The 21,436-nt window shown below is 63.4% G+C and carries 21 protein-coding genes; 11 read left to right on the forward strand and 10 right to left on the reverse strand.

The genetic code is table 11. From position 1 onward, the window contains the following. Positions 1-58 precede the first annotated feature (58 nt). Together AB4037_RS19070 and AB4037_RS19075 are read left to right on the forward strand one after the other, a co-directional pair. Complete coding sequence (locus AB4037_RS19070; protein ID WP_434959620.1) at positions 59-487, forward strand: VOC family protein; 429 nt, start codon at positions 59-61, stop codon at positions 485-487. 157 nt (positions 488-644) lie between these two features. Beyond that, positions 645-1,172, forward strand: a complete 528-nt coding sequence (locus AB4037_RS19075; RefSeq protein ID WP_434955938.1) for a DUF1269 domain-containing protein — start codon at positions 645-647, stop codon at positions 1,170-1,172. Between the two features lie 84 nt (positions 1,173-1,256). Here the strand turns inward: AB4037_RS19075 and AB4037_RS19080 are convergent, their stop codons facing one another. Further along, positions 1,257-1,796, reverse strand: coding sequence for a GNAT family N-acetyltransferase (locus tag AB4037_RS19080; protein ID WP_441772573.1), 540 nt, complete (start codon positions 1,794-1,796; stop codon positions 1,257-1,259). 262 nt (positions 1,797-2,058) lie between these two features. Here AB4037_RS19080 and AB4037_RS19085 point away from each other — a divergent pair, with 262 nt between their 5' ends. Further along, positions 2,059-3,114 (forward strand): hypothetical protein, encoded by a 1,056-nt coding sequence (locus AB4037_RS19085; RefSeq protein WP_434955936.1) that lies wholly within the window; start codon positions 2,059-2,061, stop codon positions 3,112-3,114. Positions 3,115-3,404: 290 nt separating this feature from the next. Further along, positions 3,405-4,226, forward strand: a complete 822-nt coding sequence (locus tag AB4037_RS19090; RefSeq protein ID WP_434955935.1) for a DeoR/GlpR family DNA-binding transcription regulator — start codon at positions 3,405-3,407, stop codon at positions 4,224-4,226. A gap of 56 nt (positions 4,227-4,282) precedes the next feature. Here AB4037_RS19090 and AB4037_RS19095 read toward each other — a convergent pair whose 3' ends face one another. Continuing rightward, on the reverse strand, positions 4,283-5,218 hold the full coding sequence (locus AB4037_RS19095; protein ID WP_441772574.1) for a LysR family transcriptional regulator: 936 nt from the start codon (positions 5,216-5,218) through the stop codon (positions 4,283-4,285). 95 nt (positions 5,219-5,313) lie between these two features. Here AB4037_RS19095 and AB4037_RS19100 point away from each other — a divergent pair, with 95 nt between their 5' ends. The 3 genes from AB4037_RS19100 to AB4037_RS19110 all read left to right on the forward strand — a co-directional run bounded on the left by AB4037_RS19100 (position 5,314) and on the right by AB4037_RS19110 (position 6,796). Beyond that, a complete protein-coding gene (locus AB4037_RS19100; protein ID WP_434955933.1) occupies positions 5,314-5,493 on the forward strand; it encodes a hypothetical protein in 180 nt (59 codons plus the stop codon). 41 nt (positions 5,494-5,534) lie between these two features. Continuing rightward, positions 5,535-5,948: a DoxX family protein gene (locus AB4037_RS19105; RefSeq protein ID WP_441772575.1), complete on the forward strand. Its 414-nt coding sequence runs from the start codon at positions 5,535-5,537 to the stop codon at positions 5,946-5,948. Positions 5,949-6,196: 248 nt separating this feature from the next. Continuing rightward, entirely contained in the window at positions 6,197-6,796 is a 600-nt protein-coding gene (locus tag AB4037_RS19110) for a nitroreductase family protein (protein WP_441772576.1), read from the forward strand. Between the two features lie 178 nt (positions 6,797-6,974). Here AB4037_RS19110 and AB4037_RS19115 read toward each other — a convergent pair whose 3' ends face one another. The 4 genes from AB4037_RS19115 to AB4037_RS19130 all read right to left on the reverse strand — a co-directional run bounded on the left by AB4037_RS19115 (position 6,975) and on the right by AB4037_RS19130 (position 12,756). Next, a complete protein-coding gene (locus AB4037_RS19115) occupies positions 6,975-8,150 on the reverse strand; it encodes a CaiB/BaiF CoA transferase family protein (RefSeq protein WP_441772577.1) in 1,176 nt (391 codons plus the stop codon). 44 nt (positions 8,151-8,194) lie between these two features. Next, positions 8,195-9,592 carry an amidase gene (locus AB4037_RS19120; protein ID WP_441772578.1) on the reverse strand — a complete coding sequence of 466 codons (1,398 nt, stop codon included), beginning with the start codon at positions 9,590-9,592 and terminating at the stop codon, positions 8,195-8,197. A 379-nt stretch (positions 9,593-9,971) separates the two neighbouring features. After that, on the reverse strand, positions 9,972-11,444 hold the full coding sequence (locus tag AB4037_RS19125; RefSeq protein WP_441772579.1) for a cryptochrome/photolyase family protein: 1,473 nt from the start codon (positions 11,442-11,444) through the stop codon (positions 9,972-9,974). Positions 11,445-11,469: 25 nt separating this feature from the next. Continuing rightward, the gene (locus tag AB4037_RS19130; RefSeq protein WP_441772580.1) at positions 11,470-12,756 is read right to left on the reverse strand and encodes a 3-phosphoshikimate 1-carboxyvinyltransferase; all 1,287 of its coding nucleotides are present in this window, start codon (positions 12,754-12,756) and stop codon (positions 11,470-11,472) included. Positions 12,757-13,101: 345 nt separating this feature from the next. Between AB4037_RS19130 and AB4037_RS19135 the strand changes: the two genes are divergently transcribed. Then, entirely contained in the window at positions 13,102-14,325 is a 1,224-nt protein-coding gene (locus AB4037_RS19135) for a TCR/Tet family MFS transporter (RefSeq protein WP_441772581.1), read from the forward strand. 11 nt (positions 14,326-14,336) lie between these two features. On the opposite strand, the gene AB4037_RS19140 is transcribed toward AB4037_RS19135, so the two are convergent. Both AB4037_RS19140 and AB4037_RS19145 read right to left on the reverse strand, forming a co-directional pair. Beyond that, entirely contained in the window at positions 14,337-15,080 is a 744-nt protein-coding gene (locus AB4037_RS19140) for an alpha/beta fold hydrolase (RefSeq protein WP_441772582.1), read from the reverse strand. 155 nt (positions 15,081-15,235) lie between these two features. Then, positions 15,236-16,765 (reverse strand): UxaA family hydrolase, encoded by a 1,530-nt coding sequence (locus AB4037_RS19145; RefSeq protein WP_441772583.1) that lies wholly within the window; start codon positions 16,763-16,765, stop codon positions 15,236-15,238. Positions 16,766-16,926: 161 nt separating this feature from the next. On the opposite strand from AB4037_RS19145, the gene AB4037_RS19150 reads away from it, so the two are divergent. Next, positions 16,927-17,643 carry a GntR family transcriptional regulator gene (locus AB4037_RS19150; RefSeq protein WP_441772584.1) on the forward strand — a complete coding sequence of 239 codons (717 nt, stop codon included), beginning with the start codon at positions 16,927-16,929 and terminating at the stop codon, positions 17,641-17,643. Between the two features lie 11 nt (positions 17,644-17,654). Next, positions 17,655-18,707, forward strand: coding sequence for an aldo/keto reductase (locus AB4037_RS19155; protein WP_441772585.1), 1,053 nt, complete (start codon positions 17,655-17,657; stop codon positions 18,705-18,707). Positions 18,708-18,789: 82 nt separating this feature from the next. Here AB4037_RS19155 and AB4037_RS19160 read toward each other — a convergent pair whose 3' ends face one another. Beyond that, a complete protein-coding gene (locus AB4037_RS19160) occupies positions 18,790-19,695 on the reverse strand; it encodes an EamA family transporter (protein ID WP_441772586.1) in 906 nt (301 codons plus the stop codon). After that, the gene (locus tag AB4037_RS19165) at positions 19,692-20,351 is read right to left on the reverse strand and encodes a nitroreductase family protein (RefSeq protein WP_441772587.1); all 660 of its coding nucleotides are present in this window, start codon (positions 20,349-20,351) and stop codon (positions 19,692-19,694) included. Before AB4037_RS19165 ends, AB4037_RS19160 begins: the two co-directional genes overlap by 4 nt. A 122-nt stretch (positions 20,352-20,473) precedes the next feature. Here AB4037_RS19165 and AB4037_RS19170 point away from each other — a divergent pair, with 122 nt between their 5' ends. Beyond that, entirely contained in the window at positions 20,474-21,379 is a 906-nt protein-coding gene (locus AB4037_RS19170; RefSeq protein ID WP_441772588.1) for a LysR family transcriptional regulator, read from the forward strand. Positions 21,380-21,436: the final 57 nt, after the last annotated feature.

Below are 21,436 nucleotides of genomic sequence, written 5' to 3' on the forward strand. Positions count from 1 at the left end.
TGTATGTTACTGAAAAACATTCAGACTGTATGTTTAAAAGGGAGACGCAGGAATGTCCATGAAGATCACCAGCTATTATCCCGTGATCATGACAAGGCAGGTGGCCGCCACCGCGGCCTTCTATGTCGAGCATCTGGGCTTCCGGATCCTGTTCGAGACCGACTGGTATGTGCATTTGCAATCGGCGGCCGACGAGACCATCAATCTCGCCGTGCTCGACAGCGATCACCATACCATTCCCGAACAGGGGCGCGGCGGGCAGGTCGGCGGCCTTCTGCTCAATTTCGAAGTCACCGACGTCGATGCCGAATATGCAAGGCTCAAGCAGGCAGGTTTACCGATCCTGCTCGAATTGCGCGACGAGGCATTCGGGCAGCGCCATTTCATCACGGCCGATCCCAATGGCGTACTGATCGACGTGATCAAGCCCATCCCTCCTACGCAGGAATTCGCCGGCAATTATGCCATCGACGCGGCATCGCCGTGAAACCCAACTCGGAAGGACATTCAAATGGGTGTCCTCGTGCGCCGAGGAGAATGCCCGATCCGTGCCCGACAATGGTCACATGGATTCAATAGGCTTGCGGGATAAACCTCCTTCATGGCGCAATGCGCGCCATGACAGGTGAACACAGGAGCTCTTGATGTCCGATCTTATTGTCGTCGGCTTTGATTCCATCGATGAGGCAGACAAGGTTCTGCTCAAGCTGGACGCGCTCAAGAAGGAATATCTGGTCGATCTCGAAGATGCGGTGGTGGTCACCCGCAATGCCGAGGGCAAGGTTCATCTCAAGCAGAGCATCAACCTGACCGGCATCGGCGCAAGTTCGGGCCTGCTCTCCGGGGCGCTGTGGGGCGGGCTTGTCGGCCTGCTCTTCCTCAATCCGCTGGCCGGCTTCGCCATCGGCGGCGCCGTCGGCGCGGGCGTCGGCGCCCTCTCCGGCTCCTTGGCTGATTACGGCATCGACGACGACTTCATCAAGTCGCTCGGCCAGACCATTCCCAACAATTCATCGGCCCTGTTCGTGTTGGTCCGCAAGGTCCAGCCCGAGAAGGTTCTTGCCGAATTCAGCGGCCTCAAGGGGCGGGTGATCAAGACCTCGCTGTCGCCGGAACAGGAGCAGAAGCTGCAGGAGGCCCTGTCGGCAGCGCCCGCTACGACCAACGGCTAAGTCCTTTGCTCACATGCAGCGGCCAACCCAGCGGCACGCCGCTGCATGTCCTCGCCTGGGTTCTGCGTCCGGAAGCGGAATGCCTCAACGCCCGGTCTCTTCGAGCGAGGCGAAATCGCTTTGCGTCATCTGGTAGCGTCTCCAGATCGCACCTTGATCATCGCGCACGCCGGCGTCGCTCAGGCCCAGCTTCTGCGCGACGCGCAGCGAAGCGGTATTGCGGGGAGCGATCTCTGCCATGATCCTGTCAGCCTTCAGCGTGGTAAAGGCGTGTCGAATCACCGGCATCGCCGCCTCGGTCGCATATCCCCTGCCCCAGGCCTCCCGCACCAGCCGCCAGCCGATCTCGATCTCGGGCCCGATGCCGTCCGCCGGAATGAGCAGGATCCAGCCCAGGAAGCGATTGGGCTGATGCTTTTCGACAACAGTCCCATAGCCCAGTCCCGGCCCGTAATCGGCCTGCATGCGCCGCCTGACGAAGGCTTCGTGCTGCTCCGGATCGTGCCACGGGCCAGGAATATGCTTCGTGACTTCCACATCGCGATCCATGACGAGACAGGCCTCGAAGTCGACCATGGTACGCGGCCGGACCAGCAGGCGCTGCGTTTCGAAACTCGGCAGCACGGCATCCCTCCTTCAACCCGGCGCGATCGGCAGGTGCCTTAGCCCCGCAATGCGGGAGCGAACAACACATCTCATCCATGCAAATTTGCATCGCGATCCGCAAGGTTTCCAGTCCATGCCGGGTGTGGCGACAATTCCAGCAAAAGGAAAACTTTGCACTGGTTTGAAAGATTTTGATCGTATATGAGTGTCATTGAAATGAATGCGACTCGCCGCAGCGAGGAAGCGGCGGCATTCATCGCCAGTCCAAGGAGCCTATGCGATGGCCTATCCCCAAACCCGTCTCGACCAGAAACTGCGCAATATCCGAGCGGGCAATTACAAGCGATCCGATTTCATCATCGCCGATGCCAAGGATGGCGACATGGGCTCTGGCCTTGCCGCGACCGGCTTTGCCCGCAGCGATGATGGCGGCCAGGGCCGTGTACGCACGCGCGCCGAATTTCTCGATCAGATCCAGACCATCGTCGAACAGGATATCGTCGACATCATGCTGGTGTCGGCCTCCAATCTCGAACTGCTGCACGAGCGCGGCGTCTTCCGCAATTCGGCGGTGAAACCCTCCATTCGCGCCAATGACACCACCGATTGCTGGGGTGGCGTGCGTCACCAGGCCTATACCAAGCATCCCTCCCGCCATTTCCGGACCGCCAACCTTTCGCGCGTCATGTACGGCACCAACGAGCCTGCGATCGGTGCACCCGTGATCGGCACCGATCTCGGCCTTTATTCGGTGACCTTCCTCAACGACATCGATCACGATTACGAGGCGCTCGATGCCTTCGCTGCTTTCCGCGAAGAGGCCGCCGACAACAATTTCAAGTACTTCTTCGAAGTCTTCAATCCGAATGTCGATTGCGGCCTCGATCGGGCCCAGATCGGCGAATACATCAATGACAGCATCCTGCGCTGCCTGGCCGGCGTGACCAAGGCGGACCGGCCGCAATTCCTCAAGATCGTCTATAACGGTCCCAAGGCGCTGGAGGAATTGGCGAGCTTCGATCCCGATCTGGTGGTCGGCGTGCTCGGCGGCGGCGCCGGCACCACCCGCGACACCTTCGAGCTGCTGCACCAAGCCGAAAAATATGGCGGTCGTGTCGCTCTATTCGGCCGCAAGATCAACCTAGCTGAGGATCCGCTCGCGCTACTGGGGCTGATGCGTCAGGTCGCCGACGGCACCGTCGCTCCGGACGAGGCGGTCAAGGCCTATCATGGCGAACTTGCCAAGAATGGCCTCAAGGCCAAGCGCAGCCTGGACGATGATCTGGCGATCACCGAGGATGTGCTCAAGCCGGCGGCCCTGAAGAAGGTCGCCTGACCGAAACGGTCCCAGCCCTTTGGCTGGAGCAAGGCTGCTCTAGCCAATCCATTGGACTGGCTGAAAACATGGAGCTCGGGCAAACAGGCGTTCAGTCATGAACAGACCTTGCTCCAGGCAAGGCGGGTCGCTGTGATCCGCCTTTTGTCCATCTGGGAAAGAGCGCACTTTAATGGCAGAATCTGCAAGATTGTGCGTAAGTCTGGGCACTATCGTCTGACTGCGTCGAGGCGGCCCGTACCTGTCGCGGTCCTTTCGATGGTCAGTCCGCCCCAAGGAGTCCGCTTTATATGGAAGCCCCCACCAAACGCGTCGAGATCATCCCCGCCAAAAGGCGGGCGCTCATCTTGGAGCATCTGCGCATCAATGGGGCCGCCTCCATCCAGGAACTGGCCGACTCGATCGGCGGTTCGCAGTCGACCATTCGCCGCGACCTCGAACATCTGATGGAAGGCGGCTATCTCGAACGCACCCACGGCGGCGCCCTGCTCGTGCCGCCGCTGCAGGCGACCTTCGAACGTGAATCGCAGATCAATGCGCATATGCAGCGCGCCCAGAAGATCGCCATCGGCGTCGAAGCGGCCTTGCGCATCAACAACCGCGAGAGCGTGATCTTCGAAGCCAGTTCCACCGTGATGGAGGTAGTGCGGGCCGCCGCCCTGCGCGACCTTTCCCTCACCGTCGTCACCAATAGCCTGGAGATTGCCCAGGTGAGTTCCGACGTGCCGAGCTGGCGCGTGATCATGCCCGGCGGCACCATCCGGCCGGGCGGCTGGCGCTCGCTCTGGGGCGAGCCGGGCGAGAGCTTTTTCAACACCGTGCATGCCGATGTCTGCGTCACCGGCGCCTATGCCGTAAGCGGCAATGTCCTCACCGATGCCGCCCTCGAGGTCGCTTCGCTCAAGCGCAAGATGATCCAGTCCTCCCGGCGCACCATCGTGGTGGTCGACAGTTCGAAATTCTCGGCGCCTTCATTCTCGACCTTCTGCGAGCTATCCGCCATCGACGAATTGATCACCGATGACGGCATCAGGCCCGAACATCTGGAAGCGCTTCATAGCTACGGCACCAAGGTCACCGTGGTGCCGATGAAGGGAACGGCACAGCGATAGGCTGGCTTCGTCAGCGCACCTGGTGCCTCATCATAAGCCTGTCCGGTGCCTTGCGCCTACGCCGCGCTACGCGCAGCTGCAAGCGCCTGGCCGGTCTCGTCCAGCGCCGCCTTGAGCTTGGCAAGCAGCCAGCTCGCCGCAGGACCGAGGGCCGTATCCGTGCGCCGGATGCTCTGCAGGGGATAGAGATTGCGATCCCAACCCGTCATGGCGAGACGAACGAGCCGACCCGCGGCGATGTCGTCATTCACCATGTCCTCGGGCATGCTGCCCCAGCCGATGCCGGAGCGGAGCAGCATGAATTTGGCGCCGAGATCGGCGATGCGCCACGTCTTCGAGCTGAGTACGCCGAATTCCTGCCCTTCGGTGAATTTGGAGCGGTCCGTCAGCACGAGTTGTACATGCTCCTGCGCCCGGACATCGGCCTCCTCGCTACCGAGGCTGGCCAGAGGATGGGAAGGAGCAGCCACGGGGATCAGGCGGATCGAGCCGATGCCCCGCCTCTCGATGCCGATGATGTCGCGCGACAGGGGCCCGCCCACGCCGAGATCGGCGATGCCGTCGAGCACATGCTGGGTGACGGCGCCGAGCGCCTCGACATGCAGGCGCAGTGACACGGTGGGAAATTCCGCCTGGAAGGCGTTCAGTACCCGCACCAGGGCGCAGGGCGGCAGCATGACGTCGACCGTCAGCGTGACTTCCGCCTCCAACCCCGAGGTCAGGCCCTTGGCCTTGGCGATCAGGCTGCCCACGCCCCGCGCCACCACGCGCGCTTCGGCCAGCATGGCCTTGCCCGCCTCGGTCAATTGGGGCTTGCGGGTGGAATCGCGATCGAAAAGCTCCAGACCGAGCTGGGCTTCCAGATTGGCGATGGTGTAGCTGACCACCGAGGTTGCACGCCCGAGCTGGCGGGCCGCGCCGGCGAAGCTACCGGCCTCGACGATGGCAAGGAAGACCTGAAGCTGGTCAAGCGTGGGGCGCGGATCAGACATATCAATTTTCTCGAACCTAATTGTCTATATTATCCAGATTTTCTTGAACATCAATCTCTGAGATAACAGCGCCAAGTTCAGATGAGGTGCTCGCCATGTTCATCACCAGCCTGTTGGATTGCCTGTTCGGACGCAAAGCCGGTCTCTCCGCTCCAGTCAAGGAGCAGGTCCTGCCACCGCCGAAGATCCATATCGTGTCCCTTGCCCCCTCGGGTGCCACGGATGCGCTGGCCAGGGCGCTGGAAACCGCGCACTTCACCGACACCAAAGCCTGAGCGGCCCCTCCGCTCCCCTCCTTAAAAAAAGAGAAACCCCCATGTCCTCAGACGTTCGTTACACCCCGCTCCTTGGCCGCGTGCTGATCGCCGCCATCTTCCTTCTCAGCGGCTTCGGCAAACTCACGGCCCCTGCTGCCACCGCCGGCTACATCGCCACCGTCGGCCTGCCGCTGCCCTATCTCGGCGTGGCTATCGCCATCGTGGTCGAGCTCATCGGCGGCCTGCTGCTGATCGTCGGCTACCAGACCCGCCTTGTCGCCCTCATCATGGCGGCGTTCTCGGTCGCCGCCGCCGCATTCTTCCACAACAATCTGGGCGACATGAACCAGTTCATCCACTTCTTCAAGAACATCGCCATGGCTGGCGGCCTGCTGCAGGTCGTCGCCTTCGGTGCCGGCAGTCTCAGCGTCGACGCCGTCCTCAACAACCGGAAAACCGTTGCGACCGCCTGAGGAGGAAGGCCGGGCCAGCCCGGCCTTGCGTCGCCAACTGCCAGACGGATCGAAGCGATCCGTCTGGCCTTTTGGCAAAATCGACCAGCTCTCCGATGCAAGCGCTACGACATCTCAACTTTTTCGGATCTAACCATCGAGATTATCGTGATTTCCACGGCGTCTCTTTCGAGACATGGAAAGCTGCGATAGAACCTGCCGCAAATGACGGCTCCTCCTCGCCGTCGAGAAGATAGAGAAGACTCCCCATGTCCAAGACCTTCATCGACCATATCAAGACCCGCCGCACGCAATATGCCCTGGGCAAGACATTGCCCAAGAGCCAGGAAGAGATTTCACTGCTGATCCAGGACGTGATCAAGCATGTGCCCTCCTCGTTCAATTCGCAGAGCTCACGCGCCGTGATCCTGTTCGGCAAGCAGAGCGACAAGTTCTGGCACCTGACCAAGGAGATCCTGCGCAAGATCGTGCCCGCCGACAGCTTCGCCTCGACCGAGGGCAAGATGGATGCCTTCGGCGCCGGCGCCGGCACCGTGCTGTTCTTCGAAGACCAGGATGTCGTGAAGAGCCTGCAGGAGAAGTTCCCGCTTTACGCCGACAACTTCCCGGTCTGGTCCGAACAGTCGGGCGGCATGGCCCAGTTCGCCGTATGGACGGCTCTGGCCGAGCATGGCATCGGCGCCAGCCTGCAGCACTATGCACCGCTGGTCGACGAGACCGTGCAGAAGGAATGGCATGTGCCGACGTCCTGGAAGCTGCGCGCCCAGATGCCGTTCGGCTCCAACGAGCAGCCCCTGCCCGAGAAGAGCTTCATGAACGACAATGACCGCTTCAAGGTCTACGCCTGAAGACATCGGCGCGTATCGGAGGTAATTCCGGTTGATGACATACGAGGCCGCCGCATGGCGGCCTTTTTTCGGGATAGCCGCCATCTCGTTCGCGAGTACTATCGTGACGGGGTAGGCGCGAAATCGGAGGGTCGATCTGGAGATCGACCCTCCGTGTTTTGCCCCCCGCAAGCGCCCCTTACACCTTCGGTAGGTCCGGGCTCGCGGTCCGCGCCACCATCGGCTCGCCGTCGATCAGGATGGGCGTGCGCACGGAGGGAATGGAGCCCCCCTTCACCCCGGCATGCGGCAGGTCGACGATCATGCCGCGATGGGTGGCCTGCACATCGTGCAGAGCGTCGGCAACCGAATTGATCGGCCCGGCGGGCACGCCGACCTTTTCCAGAGACGCCAACAGGTCCGCCCTCGTCCGCCGCCCGGTCAATCCGGCGATCAGGGCCGCCAGCGTATCGCGGTTACGCACCCGGTCCTTGTTGGTGAGATAATCGGGATGGGCCGCGATATCCTGGATGTTGAGCACGCCGCAGAGCTTGACGAACTGGCTGTCATTGCCACAGGCGATGATGAGGTGGCCGTCGCTGGCCGGAAACACCTGATAGGGCACGATGTTGGGATGGGCATTACCCATGCGGGTGGGGCTCTTGCCGGAGGCCAGATAATTCATCGCCTGGTTGGCGAGTACCGAGAGCTGGACGTCGAACAGCGACATGTCGACATGCCCTCCGAGACCCGTCATCTCGCGCCGGCGCAGGGCAGCCTGCACACCGACCACGGCATAGACCCCGGTGAAGACATCCGCGAAGGCGACGCCGATCTTCTGCGGCTCGCCGTTTGGATCGCCGGTCAGGTCCATGATGCCACCCATGCCCTGGATCATGAAGTCGTAACCTGCCCTGGAGGCATATGGACCATCTTGTCCAAATCCCGTGACCGAGCAAGTGATCACGCGTGGGTTGATCGCCTTCAGGCTTTCATGGTCGAGGCCATATTTCTTCAGCCCGCCGACCTTGAAATTCTCGAGCACGACATCGGCCTCGCGCACGAGGGCGCGGACCTGCTCTGCCCCCTCGGCGGTCTCGAAATTGAGGGCGACCGAGCGCTTGCCACGATTGCAGGAGTGGAAATAGGCCGCACCGAGATTCTCGCCATCCTCCGTGGTGATGAAGGGCGGTCCCCAGGTGCGGGTGTCGTCGCCCTGCCCCGGCCGCTCCACCTTGATGACCTCGGCGCCAAGATCGGCAAGCAACTGCCCGGCCCAGGGCCCCGCCAGGATGCGGGCGAGTTCGAGCACGCGCACGCCATGCAGCGGCTTGGGCGGATTGTGGGTGGGAAGGTCCGGCAGAGGTGTCCACATGATGGCTTCAAGGGCTTTCTTGGGAAAAACGTTTCGGAGATGCGTCAGACGGCGGCCGGCGGGAAGGCGGGAGCCCGCAGGCCTTCGATCCATTTGGCCAAGGCCAGCACGCCGCGATCATCATGCCGATGGCCAACGATCTGCACGCCGGCCGGCATGCCGCTGGCGCCGAGGCCCATCGGCACGGAAATGACGGGGCAGGAACTGGTCAGGTTGAAATGGCCGGTCATGTCGACCGATTTGAAGCGACCGTCGGGCAGGATCTCGTCGCGCTCGCGCCGGGCAGGATCGGCGAAGGGCGCAGTCGTGCAGGTCGTCGGGCACAGAAGGGCATCGTAGCCCTTGAGCACTTCGGCAAAGGCTCGCCACAGAGCGGTGCGCCGATGCTCGATGGCGCGCAGCTTGACGGCATCGAGCTTGCGGCCCGCCTCGATCAGCGCGACCACGTTCGGATCGAGATCGCCGCGATGCCCTTCCAGGAGATGGCCGACATCGCCCGCAAAGCAGTAGGCCCACAGATCCTCCCAATCGAGCACCGACTGCACGCTGAACGGTGTCTTCACCCAGGTGATCTCGGCACCGGACCGAGCGAGATCGTCGATCAGGCGATGGAACAACTCGGCGACTTCGTCCGAGATCGCATGGGTGTCGAGATCGAGCGAGACGGCGAGGCGCGGCCGGGTCGGCGACGATGCGACGGGAAAAGCCGGCGGCAAGGCCGGCAGCGACAGGGCATCCGCATCGTCAGGCCCCTCACTGACAGCCAGGAACAGGGCCGCGTCGTCGACGCAGCGCGCCAGCGGCCCGAAATGGGCGAGCGTGTCATATTGCGTGCGCAGGATGTCCATCGGGATGCGGCCGAAACTCGGCTTCAATCCGACTACCCCGCAGAGCGAAGCGGGAATGCGCACCGAACCACCCATGTCGGTGCCTTCGGCCAGCATCACGCAGCCTGCCGCGACCGCTGCCCCCGAGCCGCCGGAAGAGCCGCCCGCGCTGAGCTCGGTATTCCAGGGATTGCGGGTGATGCCCCAGAGGTGGCTCTGGGTGTTGCCGGAATAGGCGAATTCGGGTGTGGTGGTGTGACCGACGATGACGGCACCAGCCGCCTTCAGGCGACGCACGATCACCGGATCATGCTCGGCGACATGATCGCGGAAGACCTTGGAGCCGAAGGTCGTCAGCTTGCCTGCGATAGGCGTGAAATCCTTGATGCCAACAGGCACGCCGCACAGGGCCTGGCCTGCGCGCTCGGCAAGAGGCAAGGCATCGATGCGGGCGGCCTGCTCGCGTGCTTCTTCGGCATAGATCTCGGTGAAGCAATTGATCCTTGGCTGCGCCAGAGTCGATCGGGCAAGGCTGGCCTCGGTCGCTTCGAGGGCGGATGCCCGGCCGTTCCTGATCGCTTCGGCCAGTGCGACCGCGCTGTTGAACTCCGCCATGGATCCCCCCTTCAGACTCAGCGGGCCTCAACCTAGCGGCAAGAACGCTATCGCGGTAGGGGCTGCGACGTCACTGCAGGCCGCGGTTCCGGCCTTCGCCATGACATCTCAAAGATGGCCGCGGATTGAATGATTCCTTCGATATCACAGCGCAGCCCCTCACCCTTACCCTCTTCCCGTAAAAACGGGGCGAGGGGGGGCACAAGCGTTGCGATTTTATCACCAAGGATCTCATCTGGCTCTTCGGCTGGGCGAGATAAGACCATCTCCATTCAAACGTGCCATCGAAGTCCCCCTCGCCCCGTTTTTACGGGAAGAGGGTAAGGGTGAGGGGCAGTGCCGCCTATCAAACAAAACACCTATTCTTCGTCGCAGCACATCATCCACGTAGCGAGCGCCAAGCCGCCAATGCCCTTTCGCGAGCAACCTTGTGATCGACGATCGGAAGAGGATAGGTCCTACCGAGGCGGATGCCAGCCGCATCGAGTTGCGCGGACGAGGCGGTCCAGGGCCGATGAACGAAGGGAGCGGGCAGGCGCTCGAGTTCCGGCAACCACCTCTTCACGAAAACTCCATCCGGATCGAACTTCTCGCCCTGGGTCACCGGATTGAAGATACGGAAATAGGGTGCGGCGTCAGCGCCCGATCCGGCCACCCATTGCCAGCTCGCCGGATTATTGGCCGGATCGGCGTCGACCAAGGTCTCCCAGAACCAGCGCTCCCCTTCCCGCCAATCGATCAGCAGATGCTTGACCAGGAAGGAGGCGACGATCATGCGGGCGCGATTGTGCATCCACCCGGTCGCCCACAGCTGGCGCATGGCCGCGTCAACGACGGGATAGCCGGTCATGCCGTGCTTCCAGGCGGCGAGATCTCCGCTGTCCTGGCGCCAGGGCATCGCATCGAAATCCGGCTGAAGATTGCGCTCATGCAAGGACGGGCAATGATAGAGCAGAGAATAGGAAAACTCGCGCCAGCCGAGTTCCGACCTGAACTTGTCGACGTCGCGATCGCCGGCCGTCATGCCGCCATGCTGGCGCGCCGAGAGCGCATGCCAAAGTTGCCGCGCGGATACATTGCCGAAGCGCAGAAAGGGCGAAAGCCGCGACGTCGTCCTGTCGTCGAGACGATCACGATCGTTGGCATAACCGGCGAGATCCTCGTCGAGAAAGTCCTGCAGGCAGGTGAGCCCTGCCGCTTCCCCGCGCGTCCAGTCCGCACGCATCGCTACGGCCCAATCGGGACGCTGGGGATCGGGCTCGAGGGCGGTTGGATAGCCGAAGCGTTGAACCACTTCTTCGGCAAGCGGCGCAAAGGTGGGCTCGGCCGGTGCCGGCAAGGGCGGCTCGACGGTGCCCTGTTGGAAGGCCCGCCAGAAGGCCCCGAAGACGCGATAGGGTCCACCCGATTGGGAGGAGATCGTCCAGGGCTCCCGCAAGAGGGAGCCGTTGAAGCTGTGGGCTTCGACACTGCGAGACCGCAGCCCCGCCTTGATGCCCGTATCGATATCCCGGCCAGCCGGATCATAGCGCCTGTTCCAGTAGACGGCGCCGGCAGAGACCTTGTCTACAATTGTATTCAGGATCTCCTCGGCTGCGCCGGCGAGGACATGCAATCGCCCGCCTTTTTCGCGCAGGGCCGCATCGAGCGCCACGAGCGACCCGTGCAGCCACCAGAGCGCCGCGCCCTCCGGCCGGCGCTGGCCCGTCCCTGCGGGTTCGTGGATATAGAGGCAGAGGATCGGCGCCCCGCTCTGGCAGGCGGCATGCAAGGCGGGATTGTCGCGCAGGCGCAAATCATCGCGAAACCAGACGATACCGGGCTTGGCCGGGGGGGAAACCGTTGTCGCCATGCCTCTGCCCCCGGTCAGCGCGCCTTCACGCGTGGCTTTCCTCCAGCTTTACCCCGAGCGAGGCCAACGCCTGCCAGTAGCCGGGATAGGTCTTGGCGACGCAACCTGGATCCTGGATGGAGATGCCGTGGATCTTCAGCCCTGCCAGCGCGAAACTCATGGCGATGCGATGATCGGCGTAGCTGTCAATTGAAGCCGGCAGGGTCTGGCCAATAAGCCCGGGATCGGAAGCAACGAGGAGGTCATCGCCCTCCTCTCTGGCGAGATCGGGACGAATGCGGGTCAGGCCGTCGGCGAGCGCGGCCACCCGGTCGCATTCCTTGACGCGCAGATTGGCGATGCCGGTGAAGCGCACGGGCGTCTGGTTGAAGGCGGCGAGCACGGCAAGCGTCGGCACCGCGTCCTGCATCTGAGAGCCATCGATCACCGGCGGCAGATGCGGAAAGGCCGCGATCAGCGCATGGGCCTTGGCGTCCGGCTGGGTGAAGGCTTCAGCCGGCACGCCAAGATCGATGGCGCCCGATGTCAGCACCTCGGCGGCCCATAGATAGGTCGCGGCGGAGGCATCCGGCTCGATCAGATAGTCGGTAGCCCGATAGCCCGTCGGCGACACCCGCCAGGTCCGGGCGTCGGGCCGATCGATCTCGGCACCAAAAGCACGCATGGTGGCGAGGGTCAGGTCGATATAGCCGCGCGCACCGATCTCCTCGCCTTCCCGCCCACCTGCCAACACGATATCGACAGGGTCCTGGCCGCAGGCGGCCGCCATCAGCAAAGCGGAGACATATTGGCTTGATAGCCCCGCATCGATCTCGACCCGCCCTGCCCCGAAGCTGCCCTTGCCGTGCACGGTGACGGGCGGGCAGCCGGTCGGCGCCTCGGCCGCGATACCGAGGGTGCCGAGTGCAGCAACCAACGGCGCGATTGGGCGCTTGCGCATATGGGCATCGCCGTCGACCACGACATCGCCCTCGACCAGGGCCGCCGCGGCGGCCAGGAAGCGGGTGGCCGTGCCGGCATTGCCGAGGAAGAGGGGCGCAGCCGGCTTCATCAGCCGGCCCGAACTGGTGACGGTGAAGCTGGTCGCATCAGGCTCCTCGACGGTGACGCCCATGGCCTGTAGCGCCAGCGCCATGTAACGGGTGTCGTCGCTCTTGAGCGCGCCGGTCAGGCGGCTGGTTCCCTTGGCCAGCGCCGCCACCAGCAAGGCCCGGTTGGTGATCGACTTGGAGCCCGGCGGCACCACGCGTCCGCGCAGCGGGTGATCCGGCGGGATCACCGTGGTCAGATCTCCGCTCCATTCCGTCGACATCCTCTATTCCTTCATTCCAAGAGCAAAGCGCGTTTAAACGGAAACGTCTTTTTGCTCTAAATCTTTGTTTCAACGCGTCTTTGCGATTCTTGGCGATTCCGCCAAATCACAAAACGCTCTGGCCCCGCCGCAGCGGGCAGAATGACGCAATCGCGCCCTCTCTACGATTGTTGCGCGGTTGCGCCAAGTGAGAACCAATCCCGCCGTCTCCGGCCTCGTGGATTGCACGCCGCGGCTGCGGCCAGCTAAGCAGAATTCCTGCTGATAGTTCCCGTGGCTCGATCAGCAGGAATTTGCTTGGAAGAGCAACCTGCGGAGGATCTGGTTTTTCAGATAGGGTGCCCCATGACGGAATCGAAGACCAGCCCCCACGCCCTCACCTTCGTGCTTATCACCGTGCTGATCGACATGATCGGCCTTGGCATCATCATTCCCGTGCTGCCACGCCTGATCGAGGGGGTCGCGCATGTCGACATCGCGGAGGCTTCGGTGATTGGCGGCTGGTTGTTCGTGGCCTATTCGGCCATGCAGTTCCTGTTCGGCCCGATCCTCGGCAATCTCTCCGATGCGCATGGGCGGCGGCCGGTGCTGCTGCTTTCCATCGGGGGCCTCGGCATCGACTATCTGCTGACCGCCTTCGCTCCGACCATCGCCTGGCTCTTCCTCGGGCGGCTGATCGCCGGCATCTGTGGCGCCTCCTACAGCGCAGCGAATGCCTTCATCGCCGACATCACCAGGCCGGAGGAGCGCGCCAAGGCCTTCGGCATGGTCGGTGCCGCCTTCGGCGTCGGCTTCGCGCTGGGCCCGGCACTGGGCGGCCTGCTCGCCGGTTTCGGCTCGCGCGCGCCCTTCTTCGCGGCGGCGGCCCTGTCGCTCGCCAACCTCGTCTATGGCTATTTCGTGCTGCCGGAGACGTTGGCACCCGAAAAGCGCCGCCCCTTCGCGCTTTCCCGCGCCAACCCGCTCGGCACCCTGATCGCCTTTCGCCACCACCCCTTCCTGCTCGGCGCCGGCCTGGTGCTGTTCCTGCATTTCCTGGCCAACAACGTCTACCCGGCCATCTGGGCCTATTACACGATCTATCGCTATGGCTGGAGCGAGTTCGATGTCGGCCTGTCGCTGGCGGCCTTCGGCGTGATCACCGGCATCGTGCAGGGTGGTCTGGTCGGCGTCATCATCCGGCGCCTCGGTGAATGGCGCACCGCCGCGATCTGTCTGGCGCTCGAGGCGGTCGTGCTGGTCGCCTACGGCCTGGCCAGCAAGGGCTGGATGATCTACGCGCTGCTGGGCTTCTCGAGCCTTGCCGGCATCGCCATGCCCGCCATCAACGCCATGATGTCCCATCAGGTCGACGACGATGCACAGGGCGAATTGCAGGGCGCGATCTCCGGCCTGATGGGCATCACCGCCATTCTGAGCCCGGCCATGGCGACCCAGCTCTTCGGCCTGTTTGCCGGCAAGCAGGCGGTGATCGAATTGCCCGGCGCGCCCTTTTTTGCTGCCGCCATCATCGCGGCGCTCGCGTTGCTGGCCTTTCTCGCCGTGCCGGAGAAGCGGCGGGCGTCCTAGAGCAAAGCGTTCTAGCCACCTGGCCTGAGCCAGGCCCTGATGGCTCGCGCCCCTTCCGGCGCGTGTTCGTAGACGACGCTGTTGTGGTTTCCCGCGGTCCAGATCATCTCGAGGCCGTGGCGCTCGGCGAAGACCTTCATATGGCGCCCTCGAATATCGTCGCGGCCGCACCACATCAGCACCGGCGCTCGGCCGGACAGCAAGGCCTCCGCTAGGCCGTCCATTTCGGCGAGCGCATTCCAGCTCGCGCGCAGGCCCGGCTCATCCGCAGGCGTCACCCACGAGACCAGATGCGGCACGAAGGCCCGCGCCAGTTCGAGGGCCTGTTCGAAATGCAATGGTCCGTCGAAGCCCGGAGGAAAGGCGGCCGACACGCCCTTCACCGGGTCCCAGCCGCCGAGCGTCAGGGATTGCAGGCGATCGGGCCAGTGCCTGGCCATGCCGGCCGCGGTCCACGCCCCCATCGAGTGACCGATGACGTCCGCGCTCTCGATTTCGAGGGCATCCATCACGGTCGCGACCCTGTCGGCCTGATCCTCCAGGCGATAAACGGCCGGATCCGCCGGCCCGTCGCTCTGGCCATGGCCGAGCGCATCCACCAGCACCACCGTGTGATCAGTCAGGAACGCTTCAGCGAAGCCGCCTTCGAGCCAGCATTGCGAGCTCAGCAAATGCCCATGCAACAGAATGACGGGCGGTCCCGCGCCGACTGTCTGATAGTGGGTACGATGACCGTTATGGGAGATAAAGGGCATGGCAGATGGTCTTTAAGGAGAGAACGGCACAGAATTTGTCATACCCGGGCTTGCCCCAGGTATCCAGGGGCCGCCAGATGCCGGCCTGAGGCACTGGATTGCCGGGTCAAGCCCGGCAATGACAAGCAATGTACAATCCGACCCGATCCGGAAAGTTACATCGTCGCGCCGACCTGCCAGGGCACGAACTCGTTGGAACCGTAGCCGAGTTCTTCCGACTTCGACTTCTCGCCCGAGGCGACAGCCAGGATCTTGTCGAAGATCTCCTTGCCCTTCTCCTCGATCGAGACGCCCTCCAGCACATCGCCGCAATTGATGTCCATGTCGTCCTGCATGCGGCGATAGATGTCGGAATTGGTGGCGAGCTTGATCGAGGGCGTCGGCTTGCAGCCATAGGCCGAGCCGCGGCCGGTGGTGAAGCAAAGGACGTTGGCGCCGCCTGCGACCTGCCCGGTGGCCGAGACGGGATCATAGCCGGGAGTGTCCATGAAGACGAAGCCCTTCTCCTTCACCGGTTCGGCATATTCATAGACGGCGGTGAGCGTGGTCGTACCACCCTTGGCCGCAGCGCCGAGAGACTTTTCCAGAATGGTGGTCAACCCGCCGGCCTTGTTGCCGGGGGATGGGTTGTTGTCCATCGAGCCGTTGTTCTTGGCTGTATACTCTTCCCACCACTTGATGCGCTCGACCAGCTTCTCGCCGACCTCGCGGCTCGCGGCGCGGCGGGTGAGCAGGTGCTCGGCGCCATAGATTTCCGGCGTTTCGGAGAGGATGGCCGTGCCGCCATGATGCACCAGCATATCGGCGGCGGCACCGAGGGCAGGATTGGCGGAGATGCCGGAATAGCCATCCGAGCCGCCGCATTGCAGCGCCAGGATCAGCTCGGAGGCTGGGATCGTCTCGCGCTTGGCCTGGTTGGCCAGCGGCAGCATCGCCTTGATGCGCTCCATGCCCTGCTCGATGGTCTTGCGCGTACCGCCAGTGTCCTGGATCGTCATCGTCTGGAAATGGTCGCCCTCGACGATGCCATACTCGGTCTTCATACGGCCGATCTGGAACACCTCGCAGCCCAGGCCCACCAGCAGCACGGCTGATATGTTGGGATTGGAAGCGTAGCCCCATTGCGTGCGCTTCATGATCTCGAAGCCTTCGCCCCTGTCGGCCATGCCGCAGCCGGTGCCATGCACGAAGGGCACCACGCCATCGATGTTGGGATAATCGGCCAGGATGCCGGACTGGTTGAAGGCATCCGCCATGAAACGGGCCACCGAGGCCGAGCAGTTCACGCTGGTCAGGATGGCGACATAATTGCGCGTGCCGGCCTTGCCGTTGGGACGGCGATAGCCCTGGAAGGTTGCCTGCTGGTCGAGCGGCAGGATCGATTCCTCACGCGCGTCCTGTGCAAAGGCGTAATCGCGCTCGAAGGCATGGAACTCGCAATTGTGCGAATGGACGTGGGAACCCGGCACGATCACCTGTGAGGCGAACCCGATGATCTGGCCGAACTTGACGATCGGCTCGCCCTCGCCAATCGGCACGACGGCAATCTTGTGGCCCTTGGGCACGCGCTGCAGCGCCGCCACGCCCTCGACATCGGCCCCGGGCTCGATCACGTCGATGGCGACAAGCACATTGTCCTTGGCATTGAGACGCAAGGTGCGGGCGGTTTTGGCAACGATCTGCATGACGAAATCCAGGTGAAAAGTGCCAAAGCGTTTTCCAGAAAAGTTGATAGACTTTCCGATTGAGAAAACGCGTCAGAACAATGAGTTGGAGAGAAAGTGCGATTTTGGACAAATCGCACTTTGCTCTAGGCAAGGGCAAAAGCCATTGCTAACATGTTAGCATGTCAGATGTCACCGTCAAAGCCTCTTATGCCTTCCTCGAGCCGCTTGGCATGACGGGCCGCGGCGGCACGACGGAGCGCGTGCTGGCGGTCTTGCGCGAAGCCATCATCGGTTTCGAACTCGCGCCGGGCGAGGACATCGACAAACTTGCCATCTGCGAAAGGCTGGGCGTGTCGCGTTTTCCGGTCTCGGAGGCCCTGGCCCGCCTGCAGGCCGAGGGGCTGGTGGAAATCCTGCCGCAGCGCGGCACTCGCGTCTCGCGAATCCGGCTGGCTGAAGTGCGCCAGAGCATGTTCATCCGCCGCGCCCTGGAGGCCCAGGCGGTGCGCAGCCTGGCCCGCGATCACGACGACAGGCTGCTGCCGGCACTCGAGCGCAATCTGCGCTACCAGCAGGCGGCTGCCGAGGCCGGCGACCGGCGCGGCTTCCACCTGCTCGACCTCGAATTCCATCTCATTCTGCTCGATGCCCTCGGCTTTGCCCGCGTCAAAGCGGCTGTGGAGGCGGCCCGCGCCAATCTCGATCGCGTGCGCCGCCTGCTTTCTTCGCCCCGGCACATTGCCCTCACTTTGGTCGACCACCAGGCCATCGTTTCAGCCCTGCGAGGCGGCGATGCCGATGCCGCCGCCAGGGCAATGGAAGCGCATCTCGATACCGTCATCACGGAGTTGGTGGCCTTCGCCGCCGAAAATCCCACACTGTTCGAAGACCTGTGAAGAGAGAGGCCATGACCAACAAATTGCCCGACAGCAAATTCGCCATCCGCAAACACACCAGCCGTTCCGGCGCTGTGATCCCCTTTACCGAACTCGGCTTTGGTACAGCTCCGCTCGGCAATCTCTACCGGGCACTCGACGAGGATGTCGCCGCCCTCACCGTCAACGCGGCCTGGGATGCTGGCATCCGCTATTTCGACACCGCCCCGCTCTATGGCCTGGGCCTCGCCGAGACGCGCCTCAATCCCCTGCTGCGCCGACGCAAGCGCGAGGACTACGTTCTCTCCACCAAGATCGGACGCCTGCTCAAGGCGGTGCCGCCGGAAGAGCGCACCGGCATCGGCAAGTTCTTCGACACGCCCTCCCGCCAGCAGGTCTACGACTATTCCTATGACGGGGTGATGCGCTCGGTGGAGTTCTCGCTCGAACGCCTTGGCATCGATACCATCGACTTGCTGCTCGCCCACGACGTCGACATCTTCACCCATGGCTCGAAAGAGGCCTCCGACCAGCGCATCAAGGAACTGATGGAGGGCGGCTACCGTGCGCTCGAACAGTTGCGCAGCGAGGGCACGGTCAAGGCGATCGGCGCCGGCATCAACGAGTGGCAGGTGGCGGAAACCCTGGCACGTGCCGGTGATTTCGACGTCTTCCTGCTTGCCGGCCGTTACACCTTGCTCGAACAGGATGCCCTCACCAGCTTCCTGCCCTATTGCGCGGAAAAGAAGATCGGCATCGTGCTGGGTGGCCCTTACAATTCCGGCATCCTGGCGACCGGGCCGCGCCCGGGCGCCTTCTACAATTACGATCCGGCGCCGCCTGCGATCCTTGACCGGGTTGCCCGGATCGAGCGGGTCTGCGCCTCCCACCACGTCAAGCTGGTCGAGGCCGCGCTGAAATTTCCACTCGGCCATCCCCAGGTGGTTTCCGTCATTCCCGGCGGCCAATCGCCCCAGGAAGTCACGCGCAATGCCGAGATCATGGGCGCCAAGATCCCGGCGGCACTCTGGGACGACCTCAAGGCCGAAGGCCTGCTGCGCGAGGATGCGCCAGTACCGGCCTGACCAGGGCGCGCACGACCTACGACAAAAATGGCGGCCATTGGCCGCCATTTTTATTTGTATACATACGCAGACACTACAGCCGTCAGTGTCCCCGCACTCCAGCCTGCAGCTTCTGGCTCGCCCAGACACTGCCGATCACCAGAACCATGCCGATGAGTTGTACAACCGTGAGCGACTGGCCGAGCAGGCCCCACCCCAGCACCACGGCGGTCAGGGGTGACAGGAAGAGCAGCGAGGCCACCGCAGAGGGGCCGAGACGGGCAATGCCGCGGAACCAGAGCATATAGGTCAGCGCCGCACCGATCAGGGTGAGATAGGCGAGGCCAGCCACATTTCCGAGGCTGAGCGCCGGCAAAGGCGGCTCCACCCATAATGCGACAGGCACCAGGAGAAGGCCACCGGCCGTCAACTGCCAGGCCGTGAAGGTGAGCGTCGACACCGGAGGCTGCCAGCGCCGGCTCATCACCGTTCCCAACGCCAGCGACAGCGCCCCGGCAAAGCCAGCGGCAATGCCGACCGGATCGAGCACGACACTGCGCGGTGCGATCAAGAGCAGCATCACGCCGCCCAAACCCACCAGGGCGGCCGCAATCGCCGCCAGCCGCACCGGCGTGCCCAGCACGGCCCGGGTCAGGAAGATCACGATCAGCGGCTGGATGGCGCCGATGGTGGCCGCCACACCGCCCGGCAGCCGGTAAGCGGCGATGAACAGCATGGCCAGGAAGAAGGCGATGTTGAGCGTGCCAAGCACCACGATGCGCCACCACCAATGCCCCTTCGGCAATTGCCGCACCAGCAGGAGGAGGAGCAATCCCGCCGGCAAAGCGCGCAGCATCGCCACGGTCAGCGGATAGCCGGGCGGCAGGAACTGCGTGGTGACGATATAGGTGCTGCCCCACACCGCCGGGGCGATGGCGGTGATCAACACGTCGAGAGGCCGGCCGTGCCCCATGGCGCTCCCTGAAGAAGCCTGACTGAGACTGCTCATGACAGCACCATCACGTCTTCCAGAGGCCGCCGCGGCTTTTGCGAGCCATTGCCCTCCGCCGCTCGGCCGACCGCGACCAGCATCACCGGGATCTCGTCCGGCCCGAGGCCAAAAACGGCCCTGACCGCCTCGGCATCGAAGCCCGTCATCGGCCCTGAGGCCAGGCCCGAAGCGGAAGCGGCCAGGATCAGCGTCGCCGCCGCCAGGCTCGCCGAACGGATGGCCTCGTCGCGTTCCGCCTCGGCATTGTCCTCGAATTGGTGCCGGGCGGCCGCGACCCAGCCATCCACCACGCCTTCCGGCATCAGGCCCGCCTCGACCGCGGGACGCAGCCGCGCGGCGAGGTCGACCCGGCCCGCCAGCATGCCGCAGACGATGAAGGTGACGGCGGCATCGCCGACCTTGGCCTGGCCATGCGCCGCCTGGCGCAGGCGCGCCTTGGCCTGCGCTTCGCGCACCGCGATGAAACGCCAGTTCTGCAGATTGTAGGCGGAGGGCGCCGATGTCGCCAATCGCACCAATTCGCCGATGTCGGCGTCGGACAGCCGATGCGAAGGATCGAAATGATTGGCCGATACCCGGCCTTCGATGGCGGCTTTCCACTGGGCCTCGACCAGTGCGGTGTCGGCAACGGGGATCTTGGCGAAATAGGTCATGGCTTGCCTGCTTGATGTCGGGGGAGCGCGTATTGCGATCACTGCAGATCAATCTAGGAATTCACCACAGAACGATAATATGGGATAAGATTACGATATTCATTACCTGCGGTGTTCAATCAATGGATCAGCTCACGGCCTTCAAGGCTTTTCGCCAGGCGGCCGAGCGCGGAAGCTTCGCCGAGGCTGCCCGCGCCCTCGGCCTGTCGCCGGCGGCAATCAGCAAGAATATCGGTGAACTGGAGGCGACTCTGTCGCTGCGCCTGTTCAACCGCACCACCCGCCGCATGAGCCTGACGGAAGCCGGTGCCCTCTATTACGAGCGCGTTCGCCAGATTCTCGACGACATCGACGACGCCGGTGCCTCGATCGGCGCATTGAGGCAAGCCCCCAACGGGCTCCTGCGGGTCTGTTCGCCGATGACCATGGCGCTCAAATGCCTGACCCCGGCCTTGCCCGATTTCCTGCACGCCAATCCCGCTCTATCCCTCGACCTCAACATGGACGACCGCCGCATCGACATCATCCAGGAAGGCTACGACATTGCCATTCGCGGCAGCGATCTCCTGGAGGATTCAAGCCTGGTGGCCCGTAAGCTCATGGCCGTGCCGCATGTGGTCTGCGGCGCTCCGTCCTATTTCGCCCGCGCCGGCCTTCCGGCGCGGCCCGAAGATTTGAGGCAACACGATTGCGTGCGCTTCACCCTGTCTTCCCATGCCGATCACTGGCATTTCGACAGGAATGGCGAAACAGTCGGCGTGCCAGTGAGAGGCCGCTTCAAGGTGACGTCGAGCCTCGCCGTCCGCCAGGCCTTGCTGGGTGGCTTCGGCCTCAGCCTTATCCCGCGCATCTATGTCGAGGACGATCTGCGCACCGGCCGGCTACAGCCGGCCCTGACGGACTGGCACAGCATGGAAACCTCCATCTTCGCCATCTATCCTTCCAAACGCCACTTGGTGCCGAAAGTCCGGGTGTTCCTGGATTTTGCCGCCGAACAGTTTGCCCGTTCGACATTTCCCGAAATCTAGGGCCGGAATCGCGAATGTCTCGGAATGGGACATCGGTTCCCCTCAAGAGCAATAGTC

This window comes from Labrys sp. KB_33_2 (assembly GCF_052114505.1).
Lineage (GTDB): Bacteria > Pseudomonadota > Alphaproteobacteria > Rhizobiales > Labraceae > Labrys.